The 15,622-nt window shown below is 65.5% G+C and carries 6 protein-coding genes; 4 read left to right on the top strand and 2 right to left on the bottom strand.

The window, feature by feature from the left end; translation table 11 throughout:
- Positions 1–73: 73 nt before the first annotated feature.
- From B9N93_RS24470 to B9N93_RS05105, 4 genes are all read left to right on the top strand, one after another.
- Positions 74–8,473, top strand: a complete 8,400-nt coding sequence (locus B9N93_RS24470; RefSeq protein WP_125468845.1) for an Ig-like domain-containing protein — start codon at positions 74–76, stop codon at positions 8,471–8,473.
- A 170-nt stretch (positions 8,474–8,643) separates the two neighbouring features.
- A complete protein-coding gene (locus tag B9N93_RS05115; RefSeq protein ID WP_085211494.1) occupies positions 8,644–9,735 on the top strand; it encodes a calcium-binding protein in 1,092 nt (363 codons plus the stop codon).
- Positions 9,736–9,937: 202 nt separating this feature from the next.
- On the top strand, positions 9,938–10,234 hold the full coding sequence (locus B9N93_RS05110) for an antibiotic biosynthesis monooxygenase (protein ID WP_085211492.1): 297 nt from the start codon (positions 9,938–9,940) through the stop codon (positions 10,232–10,234).
- A gap of 4 nt (positions 10,235–10,238) precedes the next feature.
- Positions 10,239–11,426, top strand: coding sequence for an iron-containing alcohol dehydrogenase (locus B9N93_RS05105; protein ID WP_085211490.1), 1,188 nt, complete (start codon positions 10,239–10,241; stop codon positions 11,424–11,426).
- Positions 11,427–11,514: 88 nt separating this feature from the next.
- Here B9N93_RS05105 and hypF read toward each other — a convergent pair whose 3' ends face one another.
- Both hypF and nhaD read right to left on the bottom strand, forming a co-directional pair.
- Positions 11,515–13,779, bottom strand: coding sequence for a carbamoyltransferase HypF (hypF, locus tag B9N93_RS05100; RefSeq protein WP_085211488.1), 2,265 nt, complete (start codon positions 13,777–13,779; stop codon positions 11,515–11,517).
- A gap of 106 nt (positions 13,780–13,885) precedes the next feature.
- Positions 13,886–15,370 (bottom strand): sodium:proton antiporter NhaD, encoded by a 1,485-nt coding sequence (gene nhaD, locus B9N93_RS05095; RefSeq protein WP_085211486.1) that lies wholly within the window; start codon positions 15,368–15,370, stop codon positions 13,886–13,888.
- Positions 15,371–15,622: the final 252 nt, after the last annotated feature.

The raw sequence follows: 15,622 nt of genomic DNA, 5'->3' as shown, positions 1-15,622 counted from the left end.
TCAGAATTTGGCGATAGCACAGTGGCCTTGCCCGCTTGAATAAACCTCACATCTAACTCTGGGAAATACTCGTATGGCTATTCCTTATCTTTGGGTCGAAGATTTGGTCGTGGGCGAGAACGGCGTCGCCACCTTCCACGTTCGGTTGAACGCGGTGTCCGGCAGTCCCATCACTGTCGATTATATGACCGCAGACCTGACCGCCCTGGCCGGCAGCGATTACACCGCCCAAACCGGCTCCCTCACCTTCGCACCCGGCGAAACCGACAAGACCGTCACGGTCCAGATCACCAACGACAACGTGGCGGAAATCGCCAAGGGTTTCCAACTGGTCCTGACCAACCCGGTCAACGCCGTGCTGGACCCTTCGCGGGATTCGGGCATCGCCACCCTCATCGACGACGACAATACCGGTGCCGCCTCCCCGACCGTGACCGTCGCCGATGTTTCGGTGGACCGTTCGGCGGGGACGGCCACGTTCGCCGTCTACCTCAGCCAGCCCGCCAAAAACACGGTGACGGTCCATTACAACACCGCCGATGGCACGGCGCTGGCCGGTAGCGATTACACGGCCCGGACCGGCAACCTGAGCTTCGCGGCGGGGGAAGTCGTCAAATATGTCACCGTGCCCATCGTCAACGATGGCCTGCCCCACGCCGACGAAACCTTCACCCTGAACCTTTCCAACCCCAGCGGCATCGACGCGGCACACTCGGATTTGACCGGGACGGCCACGATCACCAACGACCAAGCCACGCTCAACACCGGATTCATCAGCGTCGACAACCCGACCGCCGTGATATCCGACGGCTATGTCTATTTCACCGTCCGGCTCGACCAACCCGCCGCCAGCGACCTACAACTCAGTTATTACACAATAGATGGCACCGCCGCCAGCGGAACCAACTATGTCGGTGTCGCTTCCGACAAAGCGATAGCGTTCACCATCGCGGCGGGCCAAACCACAGCCATCATCAGCGTTCCTGTCATCAACCAGCCCATTCCCGCAGGCAGCGAATATTTCAGCCTGGTCGTCACCGGAACCGTCGGCAACACCACCGGCGGCGTCAGCGGTACCGCCACCGTCGTCAACGACCAGCAAGTCGCCAAGGCCATCGACGACAACCTGACACTCTCGGAGGATCAGGCGATATCGTTCAACGTCTTCGATAACGACTTCAATCCCCAGCACCATAACCTCCTGGTGGTCGAAGTCAGCACCTCGGCGGGCCATAGCGGGGTGCCGCCGGTCGGCCATGAAAGCGCCACCTTCACCACGACCAATGGCGGCACGGTGGTGATCGATCCCCAAGGCAATGTCAGCTATACGCCCGCCACGAACTATGTGGGCACCGATAGCTTCTCCTACCAGTTCATCGATGCGGGCGACACCGCCACGGCCCCCATCAACGGGCTGACCAGCACCGCCACCGTCACCTTCACCGTCTCCAACGGCACCCCGACCGCCGTCAACGACACCGCCAGCACCCAACAGAACCAATCCGTCCAAATCCACATCCTGGACAACGACGCCGACCCCAACGGCGACCTCAAGGACAGCCAGAACAAACCCCTGCTGGATAGCAACGGCCAACCATTAACGCCCACGATCAGCACCGCGCCCGCCCATGGCGCGGCGACGGTAGACCCCACCACGGGCGTCGTCACCTATACGCCGTTCGCGAATTACTTCGGAACCGACCAATTCACCTACACGATCAAGGACTTCCTCGGCCATTCTTCCAGCGCCACGGTCTCGGTGAACGTCACCGACACCGGTGCGGTGGTGGCGGTCGATGACAACATCACGATAGCCCAGGATCAAGCGACCTCGATCAACATCCTGCAAAACGACCTCCATCCTGCTGGCGAGATCATCACCATCATCGGCCTGGGCGGCGGCTCCTCGACCGACCTCCTGGTCATGCCCCAGCCCGGCGAAGCGATCTTCAGCACCACCAACGGCGGCAAGGTGGTCATCGATTCCAACGGCCTCGGCAGCTATATCCCCGCCTCGGGCTATGTCGGGACCGATAGCTTCACCTACGTCCTCAGGTCCAGCCAAGGGGCGCTCAGCACCGCCACGGTGAACATCACCGTGACCGACGCCAAGCCGGTGGCGATCAACGACAGCGCGGCGACCGGCCAAAACACCCTGGTCGCCATCGACGTCCTCACCAATGACAGCGACCCCAACCACGACCTCACGACCTTCCCGCTCCTGGCCACGGCCCCGACGCACGGCACCGTGGTGGTCGATACCGATCCCACCAGCCCGACCTACCGGCAATTCCTCTACACCCCCAGCCTGGACTATTTCGGCACCGACCAATTCACCTACACGGTCAAGGACGCCCTCGGCCACGCCGCCACCGCGACGGTGAACCTGAACGTCGTCGGCGATGGATCGCTGCAAGCCGACGACGACTTCGTCCAAGTGAGCCAGGATCAAACCGCCAACTTGTCGGTACTCCAAAACGACTCGAACCCGCACAACACCACGCTCACCGTCATCTCCGTCAACGGGGAAAACGTGGTCGCGGCCGGCTCGACGATCACCACGGCCAATGACGGCATCGTGACCCTCGACAGCCACGGCATCGGCACCTATACCCCCGCCCCGACATTCGTGGGCACCGACAGCTTCACCTATACCTTCCAGTCCAGCGCGGGAGTCACCAGCACCGCCACCGTCCATATCACCGTCGCCAACGGCACCCCGACGGCGGTCGACGACAGCCGCACCACCACCCTCGGCACCGCCGTCGCCATCGCCGTCCTCGCCAACGACAGCGACCCCAATGGCGACCTGCTCAGCGCCGGCAACCCGGTCAATCCGATCACCACCACCGCGCCGTCCCATGGCACGGCCTCGGTCGATCCCACCACCGGGGTCGTCACCTACACCCCCAACGCCCATTTCTACGGGGCCGATAGTTTCACCTACACCATCAAAGACCTGCGCGGCCATACCTCCACCGCCACGGTCTATCTGAACGTGGACAACGCCGGCCTGCCGACCGCCCACAACGACATCGGCGTCACGGTCCAAGAAGACCAACCCGCCACCCTCGACGTCCTCGGCAACGACGACAACCCGAACCACGACACCCTGACGATCTCGGCGACCTCCACCCCGGCGCATGGCACGGTCGCCATCAATGGGGACAAAACCTCGCTCGTCTATATCCCGGCTTCCAACTATCACGGGACCGACAGTTTCACCTACACCCTCACCGACAGCCAAGGCTATACCAGCACCGCCACCGTCGCGCTCACGGTGGTGGACGGCACGCCGGTCGCGGGCAACTACAACCTGACCACCACCGCCAACCAACCCGGCAGCCTCAACGTCCTGGGGGCCGCCACCACCGACCCCAACGGCGATGCCCTATCATTGACCGGGGTCGCCAAGCCCGCCCATGGCTCGGTGACATTCAACAAGGACGGCACGGTGTCCTATACCCCGGATGCCGGCTACGCCGGTGCCGACAGCTTCACCTACACCGCCAGCGACGGCCTGCACAGCGCCACCGGCCTGGTCAACATCACCGTGACCAACGCCACCCCCACCGCCACCAACGACACCGCCACCACCCGCGTCGATCAAGCCGTGCTGATCCCGGTACTGGGCAACGACAGCGATATCAACAGCGACAGCCTGACCGTGACGGCGGTCACCAATGGCAGCCACGGCACCGCCACCGTCGATGCCAATGGCATCGTCACCTACACGCCGGATGCGCAATTCGTCGGCACCGACAGCTTCACCTACACCCTCAGCGACGGCAACAACCACTTCGTCCCCGCCACCGTCACCGTCACCGTCACCAACAGCGGGCCGGGCAAGCCCGTGGTCGTCAGCGACACCGCTCACACCATCCAGGACCAGGCGGTCGTGATCGACGTCCTCGCCAACGACAGCGACCCCGAACACGACCCCCTCAAGGTGGTGGCGGTCACCGCCGGAGCCCACGGCACGGTCGAGATCAATGCCGACGGCAGCCTCACCTACACCCCGACGGCGGGCTATTTCAGCGCCACCCCCGACAGCTTCACCTACACCGTCAGCGACGGCCAGGGCCATACCACGGTGGGCACGGTCGGCGTCACCATCGAGAACGGCACCCCCACCGCCCAGGACGATAGCGCCAATGTCGGCGAAAACGGCACCGTCGTCGTCAACGTGCTGGCGAACGACAGCGACCCGCAGCACGACGCCCTGACCATCGCCTCCAAAACCGACGGCACCCATGGCAAGGTCATCATCAGCGGCGGCAGCTTGATCTACACGCCCGACAAAGACTTCTTCGGCACCGACAGCTTCACCTACACCGTCAGCGACAGCGCGACCGCGGGCCAGGGCCGCACCAGCACCGCCACCGTTTCCGTCACCATCACCAACGCGCCGCCGGTCGCCGTCGCCGACACGGTTTCCACCAACATCAACCAAGCGGCCCTCATCACGGTGCTGTCCAACGACGCCGACCCCGAGAACGACACGCTCACGGTCAGCGCGGGCACCAACCCGGCCCATGGCACGGTGAAGATCAACGACGACGGCACCATCACCTACACGCCCGATGGCAAATTCGTCGGCGACGACACCTTCACCTACACCCTCGGCGACGGCAACAACCATTTCGTCACCGGCAGCGTCACCGTCACCATCACCAACAGCGGTCCCAACCCGCCCACGGTGGTCAACGACAGCGCCGCGACCAGCCAGGACAAGGCCGTCAACATCGACGTGCTGGGCAACGACAGCGATCTCGACGGCGATCCCTTGACCGTCACCGCCACCTCCCGCCCCGCCCACGGCACGGTCAAGATCGAAACCGACGGCAGCCTCACCTACACCCCGGCGGCGGGCTATTCCAGCACCACCCCCGACAGCTTCACCTACACCGTCAGCGACGGCCAGGGCCACACCAGCCAGGGCCGGGTCGAAGTGACCATCGCCAACGGCACACCCACCGCCCAAGACGACAGCCGGTCGGTGGACGAGAACGGCTCGGTCAATATCCCGGTCCTCGACAACGACAGCGACCCCCAGAACGACACCCTGACCATCACCAAGGCGGGCGACGGCACCGGCACCACCAGCCAGGGCGGCAAAGTCACCATCAACGCCGGTGTCATCACCTACACCCCCAAGGCCGGCTTCCACGGCAACGACAGCTTCAGCTACACCATCAGCGACAGCCTGGGCCACACCGCCGCCGCCACGGTCAGCGTCACCGTGGTCAACAATCCGCCCACCGCCCAGGACGACACGGTCTCCACCCGTGTCGATGAGACCGTCAAGATCAAAGCCCTCGGCAACGACACCGACCCGGAAGACCAGGACGCGCTAGCCGTGACCACGTTCAGCGCCCCCGCCCATGGCACGCTCAGCCTCGGCGACGATGGGGTGTTCACCTACACGCCCACCACGCAATACGCCGGCACCGACAGCTTCACCTACACCATCACCGACGGCCAGGGCCATTTCGCCACCGCCACGGTCGCCATCTCAGTCGATAACACCGGCCCCGGCGTGCCGGTGGCGACCGCCGACAATGCCACCACCAGCCAGGACAAGGACGTCACCATCGCCGTCCTCGCCAACGACACCGACCCCGAGAACGACACCCTGACGGTGACGGCGACCTCGCTCCCGGCCCACGGTACGGTGAAGATCAACGACGACGGCACCCTCGCCTACACCCCGACGGCGGGCTATTTCAGCACCACCCCCGACAGCTTCACCTACACCGTCAGCGACGGCCAGGGCCACACCAGCACCGGCACCGTCAACGTCACCATCGAGGACGGCACCCCGGTCGCCAACGATGTCACCCTCGACGTGCCGCAGAACAACACGGTCAATGTCAGGTTGGGCAAGAGCGTCTCCGACCCGCAGAACGATCCCCTGACCTTCAGTTCGGGCACCGACCCGTCCCACGGCAAGGTGGACTACAGCGCCGGCGACACCGTGACCTACACCCCGGAATCCGGCTTCACCGGCCAGGATCAATTCACCTACATCGTCAGCGATGGCATCCACACCGCCACCGCCACCGTCACCATCAACGTCGTCAACCGCGCCCCCACCGCCGCCGACGATTCCGCCTCCACCGGGGTGGACAAGCCGGTCGATATCCAGGTTCTCGCCAACGACAGCGACCCGGACAGCGACGCCTTGTCGGTGGTCCCCGGCCAGATCACCCAGCCGCAGCACGGCACGGTCGCCCTCAACACCGGGGTCATCACCTACACCCCCGACTCGCAGTACGTGGGTTCCGACAGCTTCACCTACACCATCAGCGACGGCAAAGGCCACCAAGCCACCGCCACGGTCAATGTCTCGGTCACCAACACCGGCCCCGGCGTGCCGGTCGCGGCCCCCGACAATGTCGAGACCAAGCAGAACACCGCCATCGCCATCGGCGTGCTGGACAACGACACCGACCCCGAAGGCGACGCCCTGATCGTCACCAAGGTCTCCGCGCCCGACAACGGCACGGTGGCCCTGGGCGCGGGCGGCGTCGTCACCTACACGCCCAAGACCGGCTATTTCGGCACCGACAGCTTCACCTACACCGTCAGCGACGGCCAGGGCCATGCCAGCGTCGGCACGGTCAACGTCACTGTGGACAATTCCGGTCCCGGTGCCCCGGTGGTCACCGACGACAGCGCCACCACCGACGAGGACGTGCCCGTCACCATCAAGGCGCTCCAGAACGACAGCGACCCGGAAGGCGACACCCTGACCATCGTCGGGGTCGCCGATCCCGCCAACGGCACCGCGACCGCCGGCAATGGCGGCATCGTCACCTACAAGCCCGACGCCGGTTTCGTCGGCACCGACAACTTCACCTACAGCGTCAGCGACGGCCAGGGCCACACCAGCGTCGGCTCGATCACGGTCACGGTCGATAGCGGAGCGCCCGTCGCCCTCGACGACAGCGCCGTCACCGGGCAGAACCAAACAGTCAGCATCGACGTGCTGGCCAACGATTCCGACCCGCAAGGCGATTTCATCTTCGTCTCGAATGTCTCCGACCCCAGCCATGGCCGCTTGGTAGTGGGTTTGGACGACACCATCATCTACACCCCCGACACCGGCTATATTGGCAAAGACAGCTTCCTCTATCGGGTCAGCGACAGCCTGGGCCATACCAACGTAGGCTCCGTGAGCCTCCAGGTCAACGGCCCGCCCACCCTGGCGGCCCAACTCCAGGACCAATCCGCCACCCCCAACAACTTCTTCCAATTCCAGGTGCCGGGCGGCACCTTCCAGGACGCGGCGGGCGATCCGCTCACCTACAGCGCCCGGCAAGCCGATGGTTCGGCCCTGCCCGGCTGGCTGGTGTTCGACCCGGCGTCCCGCACCTTCCGCGGCACGCCGACCAATAGCGATGCCGGTGCCTCCCTCTCCATCACGGTCACCGCCATCGACGCCCTGTTCCCGACCCTGAGCGCCTCGGACACCTTCGTCCTCCAGGTTGCAGCGGCCACCTCCGGCACCCCCGTCCAAACCGGCAGCAACCAAGCCCCGACCGGCACCGACAACAGCGCGAGCGTGACCGAAGGCGGTGCCTACGTCTTCGACAGCGCCGATTTCCCCTTCACCGATCCCGACCAGGGCGACAATCTGCAAGCCGTGCTGATCGACAGCCTGCCCGCCGAAGGCCGGCTGCTGCTGGACGGACAAGCCGTGCATAGCGGGCAGGCCATCGCCGTCGCCGATATCGACGATGGGCTGCTCAGCTACCAAGCCCCGGACGTGCTATCGGGCAACCTGGCCCAGGGCTTCGCCTTCAAGGTCGGCGACGGCCAGACCTTCTCGGCCAGCGACAACCAATACACCCTGACCCTCACCCCGACCTCGGGCGCGGGCCAAACCGTCGGCGGCAACGGCCAGGCCATCGGCAAGAAAACCGCCGACACCTTGCTGGGCGACGCCAACGCCAACCTCCTGAATGGCAAGGGCGGTAACGACCTGCTGTACGGCGGCGGCGGCGCGGACACTCTCAAGGGCGGCGCGGGCAGCGACCTCCTGTCCGGCGGGGCGGGCGACGACAAACTGCTGGGCCAAGCCGGCCGGGATACCTTGATCGGCGGGGAAGGCAACGACTTCCTGGATGGCGGCGCGGGCAAGGATATCTACCGCTATCTGGCGGATGCCCTGGGCACGGACGATCTGATCGGCGGTTTCCACGACGTCATCAAAGCCACGCCGGGGGATGCCATCGACTTCAGCGACGCCGTCTGGGCCGGGTTCCTCAACCAGGGTTCGGCCCTGGGCAGCGGCCTCTTGGCCAAAAGCCTGGGCCAGGGCACCAACATCGCCTTCGACGGCCACACCCTCCAGATCGACGTGGATGGCAACGGCCAGTTCGGCGCGGGGCAGGATTTCGCCATCACCCTGGTCGGCGTCCACAAGGTCGTGGTGGACGCGGGCAACACGCTCCTAACCCTAGGCTGAACCGGCACGACACCGCGCCCACCGCCCCACGAACGCCCGCCTCGCGCGGGCGTTCCGTTTGGAGCGTCCGGGCGCGGCTATCTGCCGTAACGCTTTGCCCTTAAAATCCAAGCCGTCGCGGATTCCCAACCCCGGCGACGGCCCCTCCCCCAGCACAGAGCGATTCCCCCATGAGCAATACCCTCCCCACCACCGGCTACAACCCTGTCGCTATCGCCCCAGGTGCCAGCCTGGCCTTGGACGCCGCCGCTTTCCCCTTCTCCGACGCGGACGGCGACTCCCTGCAAAAGATCAAAATCGCCAGCCTGCCCGCCGAAGGCCAACTCCTGCTCGACGGGCAAGCGGTCACGGCCCAGGCCACCCTCCTGGTCGGCGACCTCGCCAACCTCGGCTATCAAGCACCAGCCTACCAGCCGTCGAACCCCTTCGGAACCTGGGTCCAGCACCTCACCTTCAAGGTGAACGATGGGCAGGCCTGGTCCCAGGACAACGGCACCCTGGACTTCTTCATCACCCCGCCCACCAGCACGGCCAGCAATCCGGTCTGGACCGGCGACAGCGCCAACCCCCTCGACGACATCCACAAGGGTTCGGGCAAACCAGACCTGATGATCGGCTATGGTGGCAACGACAAGCTCACCGGCCTGGGCGGCAACGACCAATTGTTCGGCGAAGACGGCAACGACGCCCTCTATGGCGGGGCGGGCGGCGACTACCTCTCCGGCGGCGCGGGCGGCGACACCCTGACCGGCAACGCGGGCAAGGACGCCCTCAGGGGCGGCGATGGCAGCGACACGCTCTACGGCGGCAACGGCAAGACCACCAAGCAGGGCGCGGGTTCGGGCAGCGACGCCCTCAATGGCGGCGGCGGCAACGACAAACTCTACGGCGGGGATGGCTCCGACCTTTTGATTGGCGGCGCGGGCAGCGATATCCTGGACGGCGGCAAGGGCAAGGACAACTATGGCTATAGCGCCGACGACCTCGGGGCGAATACCCAGGACACGGTCTACGCCACCGCCGGGGACCGGCTTTTGTTCACGGCCCCCCTGTGGGACGGCCTGCACGTGGGTTCCTCGGCGGCGGGCAAGATCGACGCCGACCACCCCATCGCCTTCGTGCCGGGTTCGGGCCAGAACCCCAGCCTGCTCGAATTCGATATCAACCAGGACGGGCAATTCGTCGAAAAGGACGATTTCTCCGTCAAATTGGTCGGCGTCCATCATATCGCCGTCTCGGGGGACGGCTTCGTGCTGACCTGAACGGTCCGCGTTTCCGGTCCATGGGGCGGATTCGGAACAGCGCCCAGTGGGTCATTCGGTTCGCTCGATGCCATTCCACCTCCACTCGCCGGAACCAATACGCATGGACGATGACAACATACGGCTCGTCCGCAAAACCTACGCGCAAGCCGAATGACCTACTAGAATGCCGGTTCCATCCATCCCGCGCGGAGACCCCACCATGCACGTCACCCTGGTCCATGTCCATGTCAAGCCCGAATGCGTGGACGCCTTTATCGCAGCCACCCACGCCAACCATGCCGCCTCGGTGCTGGAACCCGGCAACCGCCGTTTCGACGTGCTACGCGACCCGGAGCAGCCCAACCATTTCATCCTCTACGAAGCCTATGCGTCCGCCGGGGACGCCACCGCCCATAAGCAAACGCCGCACTACGCCACCTGGCGCGACACCGTTGCCGAGATGATGGCCGAACCGCGCCGGGGCGTGCCCATGCTCGGCCTGTACCCCGAGGCTTGAAGCCATGGCACCCTTCAGCCTAGGCCGCTTGCCCCGCATCGAATTCGGCGCGGGCAGCCTCGCCCGGCTCCCGGCCATCGCGGCCCGTTACGGCCAACGCTGGTTGATCGTGACCGGGAACCGCTCGTTCCGGGAATCGCCCCAGGCCGGACCCTGGTTCGCGGCGCTCCAGGCGCAAGGCTGCGTTTGGGAAGGCGTGACGGTGGCGGGCGAACCCTCGCCGGAACTGGTGGACGGGGCGGTAAAGGCTTGGCGCGGGGCCGGGATCGAGGGCGTGATCGGCATCGGCGGCGGCAGCGTGCTGGACGCGGCCAAGGCCATCGCCGGCCTGCTGCGTCCCGGCAATTCGGTCATGGACCATCTGGAAGGCGTGGGACCGGAACTGCCCTACGCCGGACCCGCCACCCCGTTCCTGGCCGTGCCCACCACGGCGGGCACCGGCTCCGAGGCCACCAAGAACGCCGTGCTGTCGCGCCACGGCCCGGACGGTTTCAAGAAATCCTTCCGCGACGACCGGCTGATGGCCGAATACGCCATCGTCGATCCCGACCTGCTGGCGGGCTGCCCACCGGAACTCATCGCCGCCAACGGCATGGACGCCCTCACCCAGTTGTTGGAAGCCTATGTCTCGATCCGCGCCAATCCCATCACCGACGCCCTGGCTTTACAGGGTTTGCGGGCGGCGCGGGAAGGCTTGCTGGCTTGGTACGCAGGCGGGGCATCCGCCGCGCTGGGCCGGGAGAAAATGGCGCTGGCCTCGCTCCTGTCCGGTATTTGCCTGGCCCAGGCCGGGCTGGGTTCGGTGCATGGATTGGCCCAGCCCTTGGGCTCCTTGTTCCCGATTCCGCATGGGGTCGTATGCGGCACCCTGGTGGCGGCGGCGACCCGGAGCAATATCGAGGCGATACTAACCCGCGACCCCCAAAATCCGGCGCTGGCGAAATACGCCGAGGTCGGTCGCCTATTCGCCGGAAACGTGGGCTTGGCCGAAGCGGACGCCTTGGCCCTATTGGTAGAAACCTTGGAGGACTGGACCCGCGCCATGAAGTTGCCGACGCTGTCGGCGCTGGGCGTGGCCGGGGCGGATGTGCCGCGCATCGTCGCCCACAGCCGGGGTTCCAGTATGAAGACCAACCCCATCGTGCTGAGCGACGACGAGATCGCGGGCATCGTGCGGGCCAGGCTGGCTTGAACCGGGTAGCCCGGATGGCTGGGGCGCAACGGAATCCGGGGCATGGCCGAAGCGCCCATATCCCGGATTCCACCCGGCTCCATCCGGGCTACAGCGGATTTGAGGCCCGCCGCCCCACCTCGATCACCTGCCCATAGCTGATGCCGCCATCCCCCGCCGGAATGTCCCGGTGTAACCCCACCTCGAAGCCCCGCCCGGTCAATTCCGCCACCGCCAGTTCGGTCAACAGCCGGTTTTGGAACACGCCGCCCGCAAGCCCCACCCGTTCCACGCCCTGTTCGGCCCGGAGGGCTTCCGCCTGCCCGGCGATCAGGCGGGCCAGGCTGGCATGGAAGATCGCGGCCCGTTCCGCCGCGGCCAAACCCGTGTCCAGCAACATCGGCAACCAACCCGCCCAATCGGCGATCCACACGCCCCCGGCATTCCGCGCCAAATCCAAGGGCAAAGGCTCGGCACCGGGCCGGGCCAGGGTTTCCAGGCGCATGGCGGCGTGGCCTTCATAGCTGGATTCCAGCGCCACGCCGATCAAAGCGGCGGCGGCATCGAACAAGCGGCCCGCCGAACTCGCCAAGGGACTGTTCAAGCCGCGTTCCCAGGCTTGGCGCAACAGGCCGGAATCCTTGGGGCACTCCGGCCAGTCCCGGCCCGTTGCCCAGCACAGGGCCAGGGCGCAGCGCCAGGCTTCGCGGCTGGCTTTGTCGCCGCCCGGCAGGCGGAACCGGCGCAACGAACCCACTCGCCGCCACGCGCCGGGCGCACCCAGCAAAGCCTCGCCGCCCCAGACCGTGCCATCTTCGCCGTAGCCGGTGCCGTCCCAGGTGAACACCAAGGATGGCCCGTCCAGCCAGCCGCACTCCCCGGCCAGGGCGGAGGCATGGGCATGATGATGGAACACCGGCCAGCACGGCAGTCCCCTAGCTTGCGCCCAACGCGCCGAGTGATAACCCGGATGGGCGTCATGGACGATCAAGGCCGGTTCGACGCCATAAAGCGCGGACAGATCGGCCACCACCCGCTCGAATACCTCGGCGCTACGCACCGTGCCCAGGTCGCCGAGATGCGGCGACACCACCACCCGGTCATCGAACGCCAGCGCCACGGTGTTCTTGAGGTCCGCGCCCACCGCCAGCAGGGGCCGCTCCACCGGGAAGGGCAGCGCCATTTCCTGCGGGGCCAGCCCGCGCCCGCAGCGGATCGGGCGCACCCGGCCCGCGACACGGCGCAACACCGAATCGTCCGCCGGGCGCAGGATGGGCCGGTCGTGGTGCAGGAAGCCATCGGCCACCCGGCCCAGGCGGGTTTCCACCTCGGTGGCCTCGATCAGGACCGGCTCGCCGCTCAAATTGGCCGAAGTCGCCACCAAGGGAGCGCCGTAGCCTTCCGCCAGCAGATGATGCAAGGGACTATAAGGCAGCATCAGGCCGACTTCGTCGAGTCCGGGGGCCACGGCCCCGGCCAAGGGCGACTGCCTGCGCTGTCGCACCAGCACGATGGGCCGCAGGGGCGAGCGCAACGCCTCCCCTTCTGCGACGGTCGGCTCGGCCACCCGCCGCACCCATTCCAGGCCATCCCCACCCAGCCAGGGCAGCAACACCGCCAAAGGCTTATGGGGCCGGTGCTTACGCTCCCGCAGCCGCAGGACCGGGCCGGGGTCCAGCGCGTCGCACAGCAAGTGATAGCCGCCCACGCCCTTCACCGCCACGATCAAACCGGCCCGCAACGCGGCGAGGCAGGCCGCGAGCGCCGCCTCGTCGCCCACGCTATCGCCCTGGCCGGGTTGGCGGAAAACCAAGCTGGGACCGCAGCGGGCGCAGGCCAAGGGCTGGGCGTGATAACGGCGGTCGGCGGGGTCGCTGTATTCGGCCAGGCAATCCGGGCACAGCGGAAAACCGGCCAGGGCGGTATGGGGCCGGTCGTAGGGCAAGCGTTCGATGAGGGTATAACGGGGACCGCACTGGGTGCAGTTGATGAAGGGATAGCGGTAGCGGCGCTGGGCCGGGTCGCGCATCTCGGCCAAGCAATCGTCGCAGACGAAATAATCGGGTGGGAGATGGGCGTCGGCGGTATCGGCGGCGGCGCTGTGCCGGATGGCGAAGCCCTGTAGTCCTTGGGGTTCGACCACGGCCACGCGGGGCGGATCGGGCCGGGCCAGGGGCGGGGCGCGTTCGATCAAGGCCCGCCCGAACGCCGCCAAGGCCGCAGCGGACCCCTCGACCTGGATATCCACCCGTCCGCCCCGGTTCAACACCCAACCGGCCAGCCCGTATGCCTGGGCGATGCGGCTGACGAAAGGCCGGAAGCCAACTCCCTGCACCCGGCCCGTGATTAGGATGCGATGAGCCAGGATTTCCACCCCAACCTACCCCGGATAAGCGTCATCGCGAAACCAAAGCTTGCTTTGGAAGCCTCGCACGGCCCAGGCAAGCCTTGAGTTCCAGAACAGTTGCGCGACCATCGGTTCAAAACAAATCCTGGTTGAGCAACAAATGTACGCCGATACTGGCGGCATAACCCAAGGCGATCACCGGCGTCCATTTCAAATGCGTCACGAACGAATAAGCCCCCTTGGTCTGCCCCATCAGACCCACGCCCGCCGCCGAGCCTATCGCCAATAAACTCCCGCCCACACCCGCGGTCAGCGTCACCAATAACCATTGGCCTTCGGAGATCGGCGGGTTCATGGTCAATACGGCATACATGATGGTGCCGTTATCGATGAAGGCCGACACGATGCCGACCAGGATATTGGCATAGATCGGATTGAGGTCGGTATACAGGAAATCCGAGGCCAGGGCCAAATAGCCGATAAAACTCAGGCCACCCACGCTGACCATCACCCCATAGAAATACAGCAAGGTATCCCATTCCAGCCGGGCCACGTTATGGAACACATCGAAGCGCTGTTTGCTTACTTCGATATCGTAGGGAATCTCCAGTTTTTCCTCGGCGAGGACCGCGTTCTCCCCCGAATGCTCGGATTTATGCCCCGCCCGCACTTTGAACAGGTAATAGAAATAAAAACTCAGATAGGTCAAACCGGCCAGCATTCCGGCGGCGGGCGGGAGTTCCAGAAAATTCTCGAAACCCACCGCCGTGATAATGGTGCAGATGAACAGGATGATGATGCCCATGGCCCCATGCTGCAAAGGCAGTGGGCGGCCCGCCGAGGCCGGATATTGCTTGGGCACCCAGAAATGCATGATCGTGGCGGGCACCAGGAAATTAACGACCGAGGGAATGAACAGATCGAAGAAATGGGTGAAGGGCACCGTGCCTTTCTGCCAGACCAGCAAGGTGGTGATATCGCCGAACGGGCTGAAGGAACCCCCGGCATTAGTGGCGACCACGATATTGACGCAGGCGACCGAAACGAAACGGGGATTCTTCCGCGCCATCGCCATGACCACGGCCCCCATCAGCAAGGCGGTGGTGAGGTTATTGCACACCGAAGACAGCAGGAAGGACTGGATGCCGGTGATCCAGAACAGCTTGCGGTAGCCGAAACCCTTGCTCAACAGCCAAATCCTGAGGTTGTCGAACACCCCGCGTTGCTCCATCGCGTTCAGATAGGTCATCGACACCAGGATGAACAGGAACAACTCGGCATAGCCCTCCAAGGAGGCACGGAACACCCGCCCGGATTCCTCGCCCATACCTTGGGACACATAGGTGCTGGCGATCAAGCCCCAGATCAAACTGGCGGCGAACAGCATGGGCTTGGATTTACGCAACAGGGTGGATTCTTCCAGCATCGCCAGCGCATAGGCTAGGAAGAAAATCGCCACCGAGGCATAGCCCACCCAATGCCGGGTCAAATCGAGCGGGACCGGGTTGGCCGCTTCCGCCGACCAGGCCGGCCAGGGCAGGAACACACCGGCCAAAAGCGCGGCACCGGCCCAAGCCGTCCCCAGTTCCGGGACGGACCGGCGGGGATGGACGTGCATGGATGTGACTCCCACGGCTGGGGAAGGCGCTAGGGGCATAGGGTTCTCCTTATTCATCGAAAAATCCGGGATGGGGGATAGCGCGGATGATTATTGTGACGGGCCTGGAAGCCGCCGGGTCCGGCGGGTTGGCGGCTTCCTGCCGGGGGAACGGTCCCGCCCTGGCGGCGGAACCTCCACCGTCACGGCGACCATCCGCCCGTCATGGCCCAGCCCGCCCGTTCCTCCCAAGGAAGCGTTTTCCTCGGAAAA

The organism is Methylomagnum ishizawai (assembly GCF_900155475.1).
GTDB classification, from domain to species: Bacteria; Pseudomonadota; Gammaproteobacteria; order Methylococcales; family Methylococcaceae; genus Methylomagnum; species Methylomagnum ishizawai_A.
The sequence above is the reverse complement of the archived record's forward strand: the minus strand, read 5'-3'. Positions and strand labels throughout refer to the sequence as shown.